16 protein-coding genes are annotated in these 16,745 nt (G+C 67.3%); 13 read left to right on the top strand and 3 right to left on the bottom strand.

Features of this window, described 5'->3' with window-relative positions; translation table 11 throughout:
• Together IP86_RS03490 and IP86_RS03485 are read left to right on the top strand one after the other, a co-directional pair.
• The coding region (locus IP86_RS03490; RefSeq protein ID WP_197279614.1) for a phage/gene transfer agent baseplate hub protein at positions 1-237 on the top strand (237 nt) is incomplete at its 5' end.
• Between the two features lie 34 nt (positions 238-271).
• On the top strand, positions 272-712 hold the full coding sequence (locus IP86_RS03485; RefSeq protein WP_054161125.1) for a C40 family peptidase: 441 nt from the start codon (positions 272-274) through the stop codon (positions 710-712).
• A gap of 18 nt (positions 713-730) precedes the next feature.
• Here the strand turns inward: IP86_RS03485 and IP86_RS03480 are convergent, their stop codons facing one another.
• On the bottom strand, positions 731-1,222 hold the full coding sequence (locus IP86_RS03480; RefSeq protein ID WP_197279612.1) for a hypothetical protein: 492 nt from the start codon (positions 1,220-1,222) through the stop codon (positions 731-733).
• 152 nt (positions 1,223-1,374) lie between these two features.
• On the opposite strand from IP86_RS03480, the gene IP86_RS03475 reads away from it, so the two are divergent.
• From IP86_RS03475 to IP86_RS03455, 5 genes are all read left to right on the top strand, one after another.
• A complete protein-coding gene (locus IP86_RS03475) occupies positions 1,375-1,851 on the top strand; it encodes a MarR family winged helix-turn-helix transcriptional regulator (protein ID WP_054161124.1) in 477 nt (158 codons plus the stop codon).
• Complete coding sequence (locus IP86_RS03470; RefSeq protein ID WP_054161123.1) at positions 1,848-2,300, top strand: hypothetical protein; 453 nt, start codon at positions 1,848-1,850, stop codon at positions 2,298-2,300. Before IP86_RS03475 ends, IP86_RS03470 begins: the two co-directional genes overlap by 4 nt.
• A gap of 26 nt (positions 2,301-2,326) precedes the next feature.
• Positions 2,327-2,896 carry a cytochrome b gene (locus tag IP86_RS03465; protein WP_082363810.1) on the top strand — a complete coding sequence of 190 codons (570 nt, stop codon included), beginning with the start codon at positions 2,327-2,329 and terminating at the stop codon, positions 2,894-2,896.
• Between the two features lie 248 nt (positions 2,897-3,144).
• Complete coding sequence (locus tag IP86_RS03460) at positions 3,145-6,993, top strand: baseplate multidomain protein megatron (RefSeq protein ID WP_054161122.1); 3,849 nt, start codon at positions 3,145-3,147, stop codon at positions 6,991-6,993.
• Positions 6,994-7,014: 21 nt separating this feature from the next.
• Positions 7,015-8,364, top strand: a complete 1,350-nt coding sequence (locus tag IP86_RS03455; RefSeq protein WP_054161121.1) for a DUF2793 domain-containing protein — start codon at positions 7,015-7,017, stop codon at positions 8,362-8,364.
• On the opposite strand, the gene IP86_RS28510 is transcribed toward IP86_RS03455, so the two are convergent.
• Both IP86_RS28510 and IP86_RS03450 read right to left on the bottom strand, forming a co-directional pair.
• Complete coding sequence (locus tag IP86_RS28510; RefSeq protein WP_156332382.1) at positions 8,320-9,390, bottom strand: class I SAM-dependent methyltransferase; 1,071 nt, start codon at positions 9,388-9,390, stop codon at positions 8,320-8,322. The two genes, IP86_RS03455 and IP86_RS28510, sit on opposite strands and share 45 nt — an antisense overlap.
• A gap of 135 nt (positions 9,391-9,525) precedes the next feature.
• Entirely contained in the window at positions 9,526-10,695 is a 1,170-nt protein-coding gene (locus IP86_RS03450) for a methyltransferase domain-containing protein (RefSeq protein ID WP_156332381.1), read from the bottom strand.
• A 111-nt stretch (positions 10,696-10,806) separates the two neighbouring features.
• Here IP86_RS03450 and IP86_RS03445 point away from each other — a divergent pair, with 111 nt between their 5' ends.
• The 6 genes from IP86_RS03445 (at position 10,807) to IP86_RS03420 (ending at position 16,608) form a co-directional block, all read left to right on the top strand.
• Positions 10,807-11,604 carry a glycoside hydrolase family 19 protein gene (locus tag IP86_RS03445; protein WP_054161119.1) on the top strand — a complete coding sequence of 266 codons (798 nt, stop codon included), beginning with the start codon at positions 10,807-10,809 and terminating at the stop codon, positions 11,602-11,604.
• A 2-nt stretch (positions 11,605-11,606) separates the two neighbouring features.
• On the top strand, positions 11,607-12,176 hold the full coding sequence (locus IP86_RS03440; RefSeq protein ID WP_054161118.1) for a 3TM-type holin: 570 nt from the start codon (positions 11,607-11,609) through the stop codon (positions 12,174-12,176).
• A 95-nt stretch (positions 12,177-12,271) separates the two neighbouring features.
• The gene (locus IP86_RS03435) at positions 12,272-12,946 is read left to right on the top strand and encodes a response regulator transcription factor (RefSeq protein ID WP_054161117.1); all 675 of its coding nucleotides are present in this window, start codon (positions 12,272-12,274) and stop codon (positions 12,944-12,946) included.
• A 53-nt stretch (positions 12,947-12,999) separates the two neighbouring features.
• Positions 13,000-14,397 (top strand): sensor histidine kinase, encoded by a 1,398-nt coding sequence (locus IP86_RS03430; RefSeq protein ID WP_054161116.1) that lies wholly within the window; start codon positions 13,000-13,002, stop codon positions 14,395-14,397.
• 100 nt (positions 14,398-14,497) lie between these two features.
• Positions 14,498-14,998, top strand: coding sequence for an RT0821/Lpp0805 family surface protein (locus IP86_RS03425; RefSeq protein ID WP_054161115.1), 501 nt, complete (start codon positions 14,498-14,500; stop codon positions 14,996-14,998).
• A gap of 209 nt (positions 14,999-15,207) precedes the next feature.
• Positions 15,208-16,608 carry a hypothetical protein gene (locus tag IP86_RS03420; protein ID WP_054161114.1) on the top strand — a complete coding sequence of 467 codons (1,401 nt, stop codon included), beginning with the start codon at positions 15,208-15,210 and terminating at the stop codon, positions 16,606-16,608.
• Positions 16,609-16,745: the final 137 nt, after the last annotated feature.

The following is a 16,745-nucleotide window of genomic DNA, read 5'->3' as shown; positions in this document are numbered from 1 at the left end:
GGGCAAATCCGGCTGTCGCTGTGGCAGGCGATGGCCGAGCCGGTCGCGCCAGGCGACGGCTTCGTGATCACCGCGGGCTGCGACAAGCGGTTCGCGACCTGCCGCGACCGGTTCGGCAACGCCGGCAATTTCCGCGGCTTTCCGCAGATCCCCGGCAACGACTTCGTCGTCAGCTATCCGGTGCCCGGCACGCCCGGCAACGGCGGCGGTTCGCTCACCGGGCCGCTGAAGGCGTAGCTGCCCTCCGTTTCTTTCTCACGGACCAGATCAGATGAGCAGATTGATCACGCGCGACGCGCTGGTGGCCGAGGCGCGGAGCTGGATCGGCACGCGCTATCGGCATCAGGCGTCGGTGAAAGGCGTCGGCTGCGACTGCCTCGGGCTGGTGCGCGGCGTCTGGCGCGGCTGCATCGGCGAGGAGCCCGAAGCGCCGCCGCCTTATGCGCCGGATTGGGCCGAGGCGCGCGGCGAGGAGGCGCTCGCCGCGGCCGCGCTGCGCCATCTGCTGCCGATCGGCTGCGACGCGTTCGGCGCCGGCGACGTGCTGCTGTTTCGCTGGACCGAGCGGTGCGTTGCCAAGCATGCGGCGATCGCCAGTTCGGCCACGACGATGATCCACGCGCATGACGGCGCCGCGGTCTGCGAGATCGCGATCGCGCCGTGGTGGCGGCGGCGACTGGCCTATGCGTTCGCGTTTCCCGATGTGGGGTGAGGGGCGTCGGGACCGACGTTACGACGGGGTGCCGTCGGCTCGCGCGGTGTCGTGACTGGCCGTCTGGGTCTGAGCGATCATGCGGCGGATGGCGTCGACGGTCTCGCGCGGCAGGTGCTTGTGAGCGGCCAGCGCGATGTACAGTGCATTGAGCGTGTTGCGGCGCGCGTCGGGCGAGGTCGGTGCGTCGCTGCGGGCGCCTTCGGCGAGGCCGAACAGGCATTGCGTGGCGAGGTCGAGATCGTAGCCCCACCCCCAGCTCCACATCCGGACCGCGGTCGACCAGCCGCGGTGATAGGCGCGCAGCGCGACGCCGGCCTCGAACAGCGCCTTGGCGGCGGCATCGCGTTCCGCCTCGCTCGCGCTGATGTCGACCGCGTAGTAACGCTCGGCGGTCTGCAGCGCGGCGATGCGCTGCTGCTGCAGGGCGACCACCGGCTTGCCGACGAAATACACGGCAAACCACGCCGCGATCGCGGCCCCAGCACTCGCCAGTATTTCCTGCATCATTCGATCCCGCACCGGCCCCCGCCGCGACGTACCTACGATGCAAATGCGGCAGCGGTCGTCAATGCCGGCGGCATTGGACTTCCGTCGCGTCCCGGGGCAACGTCGGGCCGATGGGAATTGACAGCAGGCTGTCGAAATGACAGAATGCTGTCATGAAGAACTCAGCCGACGAACCGTTCGACCATCCCGCCAACGCCCTTGTGCTGGAAATCTTCCGGCTCAACGGCGCGCTGATCAGGTTCGGCGATGCCCTGGTGAAGCCGCTCGGGCTCAGCAGCGCACGCTGGCAGGTGCTGGGCTCGGTCGCCCATGGACGCGGCACGTTCCCGGTGGCGCGGCTCGCCGACAACATGGGGCTGGCCCGGCAATCGGTGCAGCGGATCGTGGACGAACTCGCCGAGGCGGGACTAGTCGGCTTCGCGCCCAATCCGGCCCACAAGCGCGCCAAGCTCGTGGCACTGACGCCGCGCGGCGAGCGCGTGTTCAAGCAGGCGAGCGAGCTGTGGGCTCCGGTCGCCGCCGCAATGATCGCTGGCGTCGATCCGCGCCAGCTTCGCAAGACCCGGGACGCCCTGAGTACGATGCGGGACCGGCTCGATGCACAGCTCAGCGACAGGAGTTCGGAATGATCAAGAAGCTCCACCCGATCGCCGGCGTCGTCGCGTTTCTCACCATTCTCGGCTGCTGGACCTCGACCGTCGTGGTCGAACTCGGCGGCGACGAAGCCGCGATCGCCGCCGTGAAGCTGCGCATCCTGTGGGGCCTCGCCGTGCTGATCCCCGCGATCGCATTCGCCGGTGCCAGCGGCTTCAAGCTTGGAGGCAAGTCGCCGCATCCGATCGCCGCCGCCAAGCGCCGACGCATGCGGTTCATCGCCGTCAACGGCGTCGCCGTGCTGGTGCCTTGCGCGATCGTGCTGCAGCAGCGCGCCGCCGCCGGTCACTTCGATCGGATCTTCACAATGGTGCAGATGGTGGAACTGATCGCCGGCGCGATCAACCTTACGCTGATCGGCCTCAGCATTCGCGACGGCTTCCGGCTGACGCGGAGGTTCGGCCTGTCGGCGGCGACGCGGTGAGAATTTCCAAGATAGGGACGACTGCGATGGCGCTGCGAAGTTCATCCGATCAATATGGCGCGGTGGCGGTGACGATCCATTGGCTCGCCGCGCTGTCGATCCTGGTCGCGCTGCTGACCGGCTTTCGCGCCGCGGCGGCCGAAGACGTCGCCACCAAGGCGGCACTGCTACGGCTGCATCTGCCGTTGGCGGCCCTGGTCCTGGTGCTCACCGTCGTGCGCATTGTGTGGTGGCTCGGCATCGACCGCATGCCAGCGCCGGTCGCCGCGCCTTTGCCGCCGCAATGGATCGCCCGGGCTGTGCACCTGCTGTTCTACGTGGTGGTACTCGGCATGGTCGCGAGCGGCATCGGCATGATGCTGGCCAGCCGGGCGGCCCCAGCTATCTTTTCTCCGGACGTGGCGGCGCTGCCGGATTTCTGGCGCTATCGGCCGAGGATCCCGCATGGTTTTGGCGCGCGGCTGCTGATTGCGCTGCTCGTCGCGCACGTCGCGGCGGCGCTGTATCATCATGTCGTTCTCCGCGACCGTGTGTTTGCACGGATCTGGTTCGTGCGTACCCCGCAGCTAACTGGGGTCACCGACGAGGCGACCTGAGCGTCGCGCGTGCTCGGCGCAATCCCACGCGAGCGGTTTTCCGTCGGCGCGTGACGCTTCTGCACGGCGCGCGGATCACGTCGGCCGCAGGGGGATGGCTGGGGCCGCGCGGGCGAGTCCCGTCATGGTCAACTCCCAATTCGAACAGCACCGCTCGCTCGCGGGTGTGAACAGCCTGCCACATCGATCCAGCCGCATCCGGCGCGGCGTGGAGCGAGGGCGCGCGGCAATTCAGCAAGGTCGATTCCATGGCAGCTCTCGTACTCTCCGTCGCCGGCGCTGCGGTCGGTTCGTTGTTCGGGCCGGCGGGCGCGATTGCCGGGCGGATTGCCGGCGCGCTGGTCGGCAATGCGCTCGATCAGTCGCTGTTCGGTGGCGGCGGCCGCAAGGTCGAAGGGCCGCGGCTCGCCGACCTCGACGTGATGGCCTCGACCGAGGGCGCGCCGATCCCGCGCATCTATGGCCGGGCGCGGCTCGCCGGCCAGGTGATCTGGGCGACGCAGCTCGACGAAGTGATCAGCACCGAGGAGAGCTCGGCCGGTGGCAAAGGGTTCGGCGGGCCGACCACGACCACCACGACCTACACGTACTTCGCCAACTTCGCCGTCGGCCTGTGCGAAGGGCCGATCGGCCGCGTCGCGCGGATCTGGGCGGACGGCAAGCCGCTCGACCTGTCGGGCCTGAACGTCCGTGTCTATCGCGGCGACGAGGATCAGGCGCCGGACGGACTAATCGTCGCCAAGGAAGGCGCCGGCAATGCGCCGGCCTATCGCGGCGTCGCTTACGTGGTGTTCGAGCGGCTGCCGCTGGCGGATTTCGGCAACCGGATTCCGCAATTGTCGTTCGAGATCATCCGGCCGGTCGGCCTGCTCGAACAGATGGTGCGGGCGGTGACGCTGATCCCCGGCACCACCGAATTCGGCTACGAGCCGGCGACGCTGGTGCAGATCGTCGACAAGGGCAGTTCGAAGCCGGAGAACCGCCACGTCGCGCAGGCGCCGTCCGATGTCGTTGCCGCGCTCGACGATCTGCAGGGCGTGTGTCCGCGGCTCGAGCGCGTCGCTCTGGTGGTGGCGTGGTTCGGCACCGATCTGCGCGCCGGCCAATGCGGTGTGCGGCCGGGCGTCGAGAGCCGCGACAAATGGCTCGGCCTCACCACCTGGTCGGTCGCGGGCGCGAGCCGCGACGATGCCTGGCTGGTGTCGCAGGTGAACGGCCGCCCGGCGTTCGGCGGCACGCCGTCCGACGACAGCGTCGCTCACCTGATTGGCGAGCTGAAGCGGCGCGGCCTGAAGGTGACGTTCTATCCGTTCGTGATGATGGACGTGCCGGCCGGCAACGCGCTGCCGAATCCATGGACGGGCGCGGTGCCGCAGCCGCCTTATCCGTGGCGCGGCCGCATCACCTGCGATCCGGCGCCGGGGCTGCCCGGCTCGCCGCAGGGCACCGCGGCGGCGGCCGGCCAGGTAGCGGGCTTTTTCACCGGCGGCTATTGGAATTATCGGCGGATGATCTTGCATTACGCGCGGCTGTGCGCGGACGCGGGCGGGGTCGATGCGTTCCTGATCGGCTCGGAACTACGCGCTCTGACGCGCGTCCGTTCGGCGCCGGGCGTGTATCCGGCGGTGCAGCAGCTCGTCGCGCTCGCCGCCGACGTCAAGGCGATCGTCGGCGGCGGCACGCTGGTGACGTATGGCGCCGACTGGACCGAATACGGCGCCGACGTGGTGACGCCGGATGCCAGCGAGGTGCGGTTTCCGCTCGATCCGCTGTGGGCGTCGCCGGCGATCGGCGCGATCGGCATCGACTACTACGCGCCGCTCGCGGACTGGCGCGACGACGCCGGCCATCTCGATGCCGCGATCGCCGCCTCGACCTACGACCGCGATTATCTGGCGCGCAACGTCACCGCCGGCGAGGCGTTCGACTGGTACTACCCGGACGATGGCGCCCGCGCGATGCAGGCCCGCGTGCCGATCACCGACGGGCTCGGCAAGCCGTGGACCTTCCGCGTCAAGGACATCCGCAGCTTCTGGGCGCAGCCGCATCACGAGCGCGTCGGCGGCGCGGAGCTTGCGGCGCCGACCGGGTGGGTGCCGATGAGCAAACCGGTGTGGCTGACCGAGGTCGGCTGCCCGGCGGTCGACAAGGGCGCCAACCAGCCGAGCGTGTTTCCCGATCCGAAATCCAGCGAGAACTATGTGCCGTATTTCTCCAGCGGCGATCGGGACGACCTGATCCAGCGCCGCTATCTCGAGGCGATGATCACGGCGTTCGATCCGGTGTTCGGCGCCCCTGAGGCGCGCAACCCGGTGTCGCCGCTGTATGGCGGGCGGATGATCGATCCGTCGGCGATCCATCTGTGGACCTGGGACGCGCGGCCCTATCCGGTGTTTCCCGGCGCCGAGGATGTCTGGAGCGACGCGCCGAACTGGCAGACCGGGCACTGGCTGACCGGCCGGCTCGGCGGCGCGCCGCTGGATGCGCTGGTGGCGCAGCTGCTCGCCGACAGCGGTGTCGGCGGCGTCGATAGCAGCGCGTTGCGCGAGGCCTGCGACGGCTATGTGGTCGACCGGCCGATAACGCCGCGGGCGATGATCGAGCCATTGGCGATGGCCTACGGGTTCGATGCCGCGGCCGCGGACGGCGTGCTGCGCTTCGTGCAGCGCGGCGGTGCGCCGCTGGCCGAGTTCGGCGAAGACGACCTGGTGCTGCCCGACAAGGGCGCGCCGTCGCGGCTGACGCGGGCGCAGGAGACCGAGTTGCCGCACGAGATCGCGTTCGGCTTCTCCGATGCGCTGGCGGATTATCGCCGCGCCGCCGCGGCCTCGCGCCGGCTGGTCGGCGGCGCCGCCCGCGTCGTGCACAGCGATCTCGCGGTGATCACCGACGAGGCGGCGGCCGCGCGCCGCGCCGAGATCTTCCTGCAGGATCTGTGGGCCGGGCGCGAGACCGCCACCTTCGCGCTCGGTCCGCAGCATCTGCGGCTGGGGCCGGGCGACGTGGTCGGCGTGACGCTGAATGGACGGCGGCGGCTGTTCGAGATCGGCGAGATCGTCGACGCCGAGGCGCGGCAGATCAAGGCGCGCAGCATCGATCCGGAAGTGTTCGCGCTGCCGCAGCGCGCGCCGCGGCGGATCGCGCCGCAGATGCCGGCGGCGCTCGGGCCTGCGCATGTCGTCGCGCTCGATCTGCCGGTGATCGACGCGCAGGCGCCCGACGTGTTGACGCGGCTCGCGGTGTTCGCCGATCCGTGGCCCGGCGCCGAACTGATCTACGCCTCCGCCGACGGCGCGAGCTATCAGCCGGTGGCGAGCGCGGCGGTGCGCGCGGTCGTCGGCGAGACGCTCGATCCGCTGCCGCGCGGGCCGCTGGCGCTGTGGGATCGCGGCAGCCGCGTACGGGTGCGGCTGTATGGCGGTGCACTGTCGTCGCTGCCCGACGCGCGCGTGCTCGCCGGCGGCAACGCGGCGGCGGTGCAGAACGAAGGCGGCGAGTGGGAGGTTCTGCAATTCGCCAATGCCGAGCTGATCGACGGACACACTTACTTGCTGTCGCGACTGCTCCGCGGCCAGGCCGGGACCGAGCCGGCGATGCGGGATCCGCTGCCGGCCAGCGCCCCGTTCGTGTTGCTCGATCGCAACCTGGTGACGCTGGCGCGCGGCCGCGACGCGCTCGGCCGGCCGAAAGCGCTACGCGTGGTCGCGGCCGGGCGCAGCCACGACGATCCCAGCGCAGTGGCGCTGTCGGTGACGCCGGGCTCGGCCGCGCTACGGCCGCTGGCGCCGGTGCATCTTGCGGCGCGCCGCCGCGCCGACGGCGTCGCGATCAGCTGGATCCGCCGCAGCCGGATCGACGCGGACAGCTGGGACGGCGAGGTGCCGCTCGGCGAAGACGCCGAGGCCTATACGCTGCAGATCCTGTCGGGCGCCGCGGTGGTGCGGAGCATCACCTGCGGCGCGCCGCAGGCGCTGTACGCCGCGGCCGACGAACTCGCCGATTTCGGCGCGCCGCAGCCGAGCCTGCATCTGCGCGTCGCGCAGCTCTCCGCCGCGGTCGGGGCCGGCAGCGCCTGCGACCGCATCGTCACCTTGTAACGTACCAACCAAGAGCCGCCGATGACCGCCACCGCCCATCTCGGCCTGCCGCTGATCGAAGCCGCGCAGGCGCAGAAGCACGTCACCCATAACGAAGCGCTGCGCATTCTCGACGCCGCGATCCAGATCGCGGTCGCCGACCGCAGCCGCACGACGCCGCCGGCGGCGCCGGCCGAAGGCGAGCGCCACATCGTGGCGGCCGGCGCCGGCGGCGCGTGGAGCGGGCAGGCGCAGGCGATCGCGACCTGGCAGGACGGCGCCTGGGCGTTCCTGACGCCGAAGCAGGGCTGGTGCGTGTGGTCGGTCGCCGACGACGTGCTGCTGGTGTTCGACGGCGCGCGCTGGCGCGATCTGCGCGACCTGCGGGTGTCGCTCGACAATGCCGCGCATCTCGGCGTCAACACCACGGCTGCCGCGCCGAACCTGCTCAGCGTCAAGTCGAACGCCGCGCTGTTCGCCGCCATCGACCCGGCCGACGGCGGCAGCGGCGACGTCCGCGTCCAGCTCGCCAAGTCGGGCGCCGGCAACACCGCCTCGGTGGTGTTCTCCGACGCCTATTCGGGGCGCGCCGAATTCGGCCTCACCGGTTCGGATGCGTTCAAGCTCAAGGTCTCCGCCGATGGCGCCAACTGGGTCGAGGCGCTGACGATCGATCCGGCCGGCGGCGGCTGCGCGCTGCCGCGCGGGCTGGCGCTGACCGGCGTCGCCGCGCCGCCGCAGCTCACCGCCGACCAGAACGATTACGCGCCCGCCGGGCTCGGCGGCGCCTCGGTGCTGCAGCTGTGGTCGGATGCGGCGCGCAGCCTGACCGGGCTCACCGGCGGCGCCGAGGGCCGCATCGTCTGCGTCGTCAATGTCGGCAGCCAGCCGCTGACGCTCGCCAGCGACAGCGCGGCCTCGGCCGCGGCGAACCGGTTTTCGCTCGGCGGCGACGTCGCGATCAGCGCCAGGCAGGCGGCGCTGCTGCGCTACGACGGCGCCGCCGCGCGCTGGTTCCTGATCGCCGGCGGCGTCGATCGCGGCGCCTGGACGCCGTATACCCCGACCGTGACGCCGGGCGGCGGCAGCTTCGGCGCCGTCACCGCCACCGGCGCCTACAAGCGCATCGGCAAAACCGTCTTCCTCCGCGTCAGCATCGCAGTCGCCAACATCGGCAGCGCTATGTCGTATTTCTACGTAAGCCTTCCCCCAGGGATGACGCCTGCGGCGCATTGTATTTTGGCGGCGAATAATATGAGTGCGAATGTTCTTTTCGTTGCCTCGGTCGCTGGTGGAGGAAGCTTCATCGTTTTCACGAAGTACGACAATAGCGGAATCGGAGTGACATCAGGTCAGACAGTCGCCGCTAGCGGTGTGATTGAGATTGTTTGAAGGCGAAATCGTACGCCGAGCGGCAGCAAAGGACTCAGCCATGTCGGGCAGTGAAAAGTCACCATACTCCATCGATACGATGAATTCATTCGCGCCTGCTCGCGTTGGAAAAAAGTTTCGAAGCTTCAGGTTGATCAGCCCGCAATATGCGAGTGTTTCGAAACAACTGAGGAACGACTGTTGTGTAAAAACGCTGCAGTGTACGTCGAGATAGTGCGGATTGTGGTGAACGGCCCAGGCATGCCGGTAGGCCTCATCGACAACGTGCGGATCGAGTGGTGGGCGAGGCGAGCCGAACTCCACGACATTGGTGATGTGATCGAACACCTGTGCGGGGGAAGGCCTCGTTCGCTTTTCCAGGTAAGTTGCGATCAAATCCGCCGGCTTTGTGGGTTGGCGGTAGAAATCGAATGTTCGCTCCTTGTCTGGAATAGCCATAATGATGAGCGATCCTGGACGGAGAACCGAGCCGATATTTTGAAGCCATGAAATGATATCTGGGACATGCTCGATTACATGCGAGGAAATACAAGCGTCGAAACGCTGATCGGTCACTTCGACTATCGGTCCAACCCCATCCCATACGATGTCTATTTCGGCGATGTGAGCGGGCGATACAGTTCCTGCCGTGCCGGTGCCCTCGTACTTTTTCAGAAGATCAGCGCGGCTAGCATGGTCGACATAGCTCACGGTGGCAGCGGTTTTTGATAGCAATGGGCGATCCAGCGGTCCCATCTCAAGGATGCGACTGCTACACAGATCGATACCATCAATGATCTCGCTCAGACGGTCCGGTGCTGTAAATGGCGAGTTGATGAGCGGACGCCCATCCTCAGTGAAAACTTCCACCTGGTCATTTGGCAGAATTGGTTCAAAGTTAATGCTGAAGCTGCGTTCGCCAACGTTGGGGGCGAATAAGCCAAGGTCAATGCCGTTGCGGAAGACCCTGATACGGCAGGGAAGATCCAGTGTACCCGTTACGGGGCTTTGATGTCGAGTTTGCAACACGCCGGCTGGGGCGGACAAAAATCAATCATGACGAAATCTCCCAATGCCTGGGAAATAGATCAATGATTGAGGAAAGTAAAATACTCGTGCTAAGGTGGTTTAGTAGTGCTGAGACTAATTGCCATGGCGATGGCAATGCTTGGCGTCTTCGAATTATTTGTATTCGTTCGCCTTACGCGCCGACAGGGTCGTATGTGCCGGTATCAGCCAGCGGCCATGTTCTTCGGCTGCCAGTGCCCACGGTCTGCCGACGGCTTCCGCAAGCGGAATTGAGAGCAGTTCTCCGATGGTCATCTCTGCAAACTCGGCCCGAGCATCGGGTGGGAGGATGGCGTTGTAACAGCCGAGAATCTGCTGAACAGAATTGATCGGATGTGCGTCGCCCTTCATCGTATGGGATACGACCTGCATCCCATCGAACAGCGATTTCAGGCCCTGTGGAGTTGGATTGAAGTAGTGATGTGGGAAGCCGTGAACCTGGCAGACATAGGGCACCGTCACGATCGCAATGCCGCCGGGTTTCAGAACCCGTTCCAGCTCCTTCGCGGTGATCCAAGGTCGCTGGACATGCTCCAAAACATGGAGCGCGATCACAACGTCGAATGTATTGTCGACGAAAGGCAGACGATCGGAAACCGACACGACGTCGGTGCACGCCATGTCTGCGATCTCCAGGTTGATCACGTTGTCGTAGACGTGACTTGGAATTCCCGCTCCGAAATTGAGCGCCATCCCGCCGGTCGCTGCAGCTTGCTCGATCGCTTCGATCTCAATTGTGTCAAATACGCACAGAGAGGTATCGATGGCCGCAGGAATGCGATAGCCGCCGTCTGCTACGGCGTTGACCGCCTGCGTTTCCTGGTGGAAGCGCGCGCCGCACGTCCGGCATTCACTGGAGTCGAGTGCTGTGCCGCAGGACGTGCATGCAAGATTGTCACGCACGAATTTCAATCGGCGCTGACGTGACGAAGCGATCCTGCGCGCCGCGGAAGAAATCTCCGATGGAACGGTTACTGTCGAGGAGAACAAGGTCGCGTCGGCGCTCATCAACGTCAATTCGAGCGGGCCGCCGCTTGCGGGAACCGAACTAACGTCAATCACGGCCGACAGCCGCGTCGCGGCTTCTGACGAAATCGCTTCGATCGGGTAACGGCTGCCATCAACCAGAAGTGCGATGTTATCAGGGCTTGCTGAGGTTTCTGCAAAGAACGGAATATAGATCGCCTCGGCAATAACAGGGATCGGCCGCAGCAGGTTTAGGCTGTGCATCGGATGCCTTTTCTGATCGACACCAGCTAACGATCTCCAGTCAACAAAGTTCACAGTCCAAGCACGAATTATGCGCGCGTCTCCCACTCACGTCCTTGATCCATCCACCCGGCATCAACTGGCATCCGCATCGCCTTGCGGCGCGCGCCGCTATGGAGATCCCTCATGTCCAATTTCGGAACTGTTCTGAACCGGCTCTGGCCCGACGGCGATCGCAGGATTGCGGGGTTGCGCGCCGGGATGGTCGCGTCGGCGGATGAGGTGTTTGCGCGGCACGGGATCGATACGCCACTGCTGGTGGCGCATGTGATGGCGCAGCTCAGTCATGAATGCGGGGCGGGGTGCGACGTCGTCGAGAACCTGAACTACACGGCGGCGCGGATGATGCAGGTGTGGCCGTCGCGCTTTCCAACGCTCGCCGCCGCTACGCCTTATGCGCACGCTCCGCGGGCGCTGGCTAACAAGGTCTATAACGGCCGGATGGGCAATGCGCCCGGCTCCGATGACGGCTGGCGGTATCGCGGCCGAGGTGCGGCGCAGACGACCGGACGTGAGGGTTATGCCCGGCTCGCCGCGCTCACCGGGCTCGATCTCGTCGGCGATCCGGACCGGGTCAACGACCCGCGGTACTTCCTGTTGTGCGGCGTCGCCGACTTCGTTGCCTGCGGATGCATGCCATTCGCGCGGGCCGACGACATCGTCGGCGTCACGCGCCGGCTCAACGGCGGCACGATCGGCCTTGCGCAGCGCCGCGCCTGGCTGGCGCGATGGAAGGAGGCAATGGCCGACGTGCCGATCGTCGCGTCGCCGCCGCTGGCGCCCGCGTCTTCTGATCGGCCGGCGCCTTCACCTTCACCTTCACCTTCGCTTTTGCCGTTGCCGTCGCTTGCGCCCGCGCCTCCGCGGGCGGGCCGGCTGGCGACACTCGTTGCGGCGCTCGCCGCTGCTTTCAGGAGGGACTGATCATGGAATGGAGCGACCTTGCCAAACAGGTGATCGCGCTCGGCGCGCCGATGCTGGGTAGCGCGCTCGGCGGCCCGCTTGGCGGCGCGGCCGGTCAGATCCTGTCCGAGGTGGTCGGTGCCGCGCCGACGCCCTCAGCCGTGCAGGCCTCACTGCCGTCGGTCGATCCGGACAAGATCGCCGAGGCCGAGGCGCGCTGGGCCGCGGCGATCCAGGCCGAAGCGGAAACCCAGCGCACCGCGATCAGCGAGACTCATGCGACGATCCGCGCCGAGATCGCCTCGAGCGACGCGATCCAGCGCTGGTGGCGGCCGGCCTATGCGTGGGAGCTGACGCTCGAATGCGCGGCGCTGTGGACCGTGCTGGTGCACGAGTTCTGGACCGGTGATATCCAAACCATCAACGCGCTGATCGGCGCCACCGCGCTGCTGGCGACCTATTGGGCTTTCCGGTTCGGCGTGCTAGGCGTTTATGTCAGTGGCCGGACGCGCGAAAAGGTCTGCGCCGCCACCGGGCAAGACGCTCCCGGCGCGATCGAGAAGCTGGTTAAGGCCGTCGTGAAGAAAAAGTAACGGGCGAGGCGGCGTTGTTCATCGCGCATTCACGCCGCCGCCGCTCATGTTCACGACGGTAATATCGCCAGTGCATCGAAAGAGCGGAGTTCAAGGTGCGGCTGCTCGTCGTCGAAGATGATCCTGATCTCAATCGCCAGCTTACCACCGCGTTGACCGACGCCGGCTACGTGGTGGACCGCGCCTTTGATGGCGAGGAGGGGCATTTCCTCGGCGATACCGAGCCGTACGACGCGGTGGTGCTGGACATCGGGCTGCCCAAGATGGACGGCATCTCGGTGCTGGAAGCTTGGCGCCGCAACGCGCGTGCGATGCCGGTGTTGATCCTCACCGCGCGCGACCGCTGGAGCGACAAGGTGCAGGGCTTCGACGCCGGCGCCGACGACTACGTCGCCAAGCCCTTCCACCTCGAGGAAGTGCTGGCGCGGATCCGCGCGCTGCTGCGCCGGAGCGCCGGCCACGCCCAGTCCGAACTGGTGTGCGGCCCGGTGTCGCTCGACACCCGCACCGGCCGAGTCAGCGTCCGCGGCCATCCGGTCAAGCTCACCTCGCACGAATACCGGCTGCTGGCGTATCTGATGCACCACGCCGGGCGTGTGGTGTCGCGCACCGAGCTGGTCGAGCATCTCTACGACCAGGACTTCGACCGTGACAGCAACACCATCGAGGTGTTCGTCGGCCGCATCCGCAAGAAGCTCGACGTCGATATCATCCAGACCGTGCGCGGCCTCGGCTATCTGCTGTCGCCGCCGCCCGGCGAAGCGCATTAGCAGCCGGCCGTGAGCGGGCGGGCGAGGGCGTCGTTGCGGAAGCCGGGCTGCTGATGGCGAGCTCGGCCGCTTCCACCAAACCGCCGCGCCGCCGCGCCAGTTCGCTCGCCACCCGGCTGTTTCTGTCAGCGACCGCCTGGGTGGTGGTGATCCTGGCGATCACCGGCATCGTGCTGTCGTCGGTGTACCGGCAGGGCTCGGAGCGCGCCTTCGACCGGCGACTCAATCTCTATCTGCGCACCATCATCGCCGAGGTCGCGACGCCGGACGCGGCGCCCGACCAGTTTCAGTCGATCGGCGAGCCGCTGTTCGATCTGCCGCTGTCCGGCTGGTATTGGCAGATCGTCCGCACCGACACCGACAAGATCGATCCGCGGGCCTCGCGCTCGCTGTGGGATCGCAAGCTGCCGCGGCTGGAGGACCAGGGAGTCGAACTCGGGCCGTCAGGCGTCCGGCAAGGCTATGTCGAGGGGCCCGAGGGCCAGACGCTGCGCATGGTCGAGCGCCCGGTCGATCTCGGCGCCGACGGCAAATATGTCGTAACGGTCGCGGGCGACGCCACCGAGATCTTCGAAGAGACGCGGACCTTCGACTACTACCTGGCCGGCACCTTCGTGGCGCTATCGATCGGTCTGGTGCTGACCACGATCTTCCAGGTCCGGTTCGGCCTCGCGCCGCTGAAGCGGATTTCGGATTCGATCGCGGACATCCGCTCCGGCCGTGCCGAGCGCCTCGAAGGCAAGTTCCCGGTCGAGATCGAACCCTTGGCGCGCGAGACCAACGCGCTGATCGAAGCCAATCGCGAGATCGTCGAACGCTCGCGGACGCATGTCGGCAATCTCGCCCATGCGATCAAGACGCCGCTGTCGGTGCTGGTCAACGAGGCCGCCGCCCGGCCCGGCGACCCGCTCGCCGCCAAGGTGCTGGAGCAGGCCGAGATCATGCGCAGCCAGGTGGCGCACCATCTGGAGCGGGCGCGGATCGCGGCGCGGCTTACCGTGGTCGGCACCATCACCGAGGTCGAGCCGGTGATCGAGGCGCTGCGCCGGACGATGGAGAAGATCCACCGCGACCGCGACATCCAGGTCCGCGCCGAGGTCACGAGCGGGCTGAAATTCCGCGGCGAGAAGCAGGACCTCGAGGAGATGGTCGGCAATCTGGTGGACAACGCCTGCAAATGGGCGGCGAGCCGGGTATTCATCGAGGCGACCGCGGAACGCGGGCCGACGGCTTTGGTGCGGATCATCGTCGACGACGACGGCCGCGGACTGTCGGCGGCGGAGCGGGCGCAGGTCGCCCGCCGTGGCAAGCGGCTCGACGAGAGCAAGCCCGGATCGGGCCTCGGCCTCGCCATCGTGGTCGATCTTGCGGCTCTGTACGGCGGCGAACTGACCCTCGGCCACGCCCCGATCGGTGGCCTGCGGGCGGAGCTGAAGCTGCCTGCGGCGTAACGCATCAGTTCCTGCCACAGCGGCGCCAAAATTTCCCGGTGTTGCCTTGAGCGTTAGGAATTTCGGTGTAAGACGCCCGCAGGAATGGTTGAGGATTGCGATGACGACGCGCCGGCGTGCAGATGTGAGCTTCGGAAGGCCGACGGCTTTGCTGGTGATGTTCGGCGCGCTCGCGCTGGGCGGCTGCGATCGCACCACGGGCCTGTATGCGCGGGTCGATTCCTTCACCAGCACGGTCGGCTCGGATCTCTCGCGGACCGGTCCTGACCGTGCCGGCGACGGTGCGGCCGCCGCGGTCGACAACGCCGCGATGGGCGGTCTGATCGGGCCGAAGATCGGCGCGCTGCTGAATGCCGAGGACCGCCGGCTGGCCTATGCGGCCGAGCTCGAAGCGCTCGACCATGGCGAATCCGGCGCGCCGGTGCCGTGGAAGAATCCGTCCTCGGGGCGCTACGGCAACATCGTCCCCGGGCCGGCCTATGCCAAGCAGGGCGCGACCTGCCGCGGCTTTTCCCACATGGTGACGATCGCCGGCCAGCTCGAAATCGCCCGCGGCACCGCCTGCCGGACCAATGACGGGCCCTGGACGGCGGCCGGCTGACGGCCGCCCCGCCGACTGCCCGCGATCGTGATTATGACGATCTACCAACCACTTGTGGCGCTCGCTTGCGGTTGATGCAGAGCCTGAATCGGGTTCGTTGAACGGTTGCCTCAACTCCTTCTTAACGCCGCCCCTGTATCCCTGAAGGCAGCGTCCGGCGGGCATCCGTGCGGCCGACGCGACCGCAAGCGTGCAGAATTTCCGGGCGTATGAGCCAGACACCGACCGAACGGCTGAGGGAGTACCTCGTCCAGCTTCCGCCGCAGTCGCAAGCGCTGCTGATGCGGGAGTTCGAGCGTGCGCTGGAACGTGGCGACGACGTCGCGGTGGCGCGGTTCGTGCTCGAAGAGCTGCGCAAGATCGTGCGCGGCTCCGACGAGGATACCGCCCCGCGCACCGAAGACCCGGCACGGCTGATGTTCCGCGTGCTCGAGCCGTTCCTGATCGACAGCAACCAGCAGCCGCGCCCCGGCCAGATCCGCCGCGGGTCGCTGACGTCGATCTGGCAATGGCTGGAGCGTGAGGCAATTCCGGCGCAGGTGCGGGAATTCGAGGGCGGGCTGATCGGCCTGCGCGGCGGCAGCGCCGCCCAGGTCGACCCGCTGGTCCGCAAGCTGCAGGCCGCTGCCGCCCAGGCGATCGAGAAAGTGATCAACCCGGAACCGGGCGTCGACCGCCAGCGCGCGATGTCGCGGGTCGGGCCGCCGTCCACGGTCGAGGATCTGCCCGGTGTCGGCGCGGTGCTCGCCAACCGCGAGGCGCTCGAGACGTTCGACGGCAAGCTGTCGTCCAACCTGCGCAGCTTCGGCGACTCGCAGGTCAATTCGATGATCGGGGCGCTGAACGTGCCGGCGCTGCAGACGCCGATCATGCTGCCGTTCGCGCTGACGATGATCCTGCAGCACCTGACTCAGCCGTGGCAGATCGTGCGGCTGGCCATCAAGGTCGCCGGCTCCGACGACGAGATCCGCGTGGCCGCCACGCCCTACGGCGTCGCCGTCACCATGGCGATCCATGATCTCGCCCAGCTCACGGCCGACCTGCATGATGAACTCAAGCGCGGCCACTACACCAACGTCGCCGAGAAGCTGAAGCTGATCCACGACGGTGTGCGCGGGCTGCGCACCGAGCTCGACCTGCGCAGCGACTCGACCTGGGGCAAGCGCCTCGCGGCGATCCGGGTCGACATCTCCAACGCGCTGAAGTCCGAGATCGAGAGCGTGCCGGGCCGGGTGCGGCGGCTGCTCCGACAGCGGCCCGACAAGGAGGTCTCGGCCAACAGCCGGATCGACCAGCTCGAGGTCGACGAGGCGGCGGCGCTGATCGACTTCGTCGCGATCTGCCGCAACTACGCCAGCGAACTGGCGATCAACGAAATGACGCTGCGCACCTATTCCGAGCTGCAGCAATATGTCGAGAAATCCACCGAGGCGCTGGTGCAGTCGCTGCGCGGTTGCGATCCGCGGGTCAAGCCGTTCCGCCACCAGCAGGCGCTGGCGGCGATCCGGTTTTGCGAAGTGCTGTTCGGCCACGACTACGCGCAATTGATGCGCCGCGCCGTGGAAAGCGCGATGGTGGTGGTCGAGCGCAAGCCGGCGCGGGCGGGCTGATCGCGCCGCTTGATTCATATCAAGATTTGAGTGCTGCAGTGCCGTATCCCGGTGTCGCAAATGTCAATTGCGCCACCGGTCCTGCCATGGTGTAACCCGGCCGGTTTTGAAAGCGCCGCAGCCCGGCGCTCGCGCAT

It is taken from the genome of Rhodopseudomonas sp. AAP120, assembly GCF_001295845.1.
Classification (GTDB): domain Bacteria; phylum Pseudomonadota; class Alphaproteobacteria; order Rhizobiales; family Xanthobacteraceae; genus Rhodopseudomonas.
Note: the sequence above shows the minus strand (reverse complement) of the source record. Positions and strands in the feature narration are given on the sequence as shown.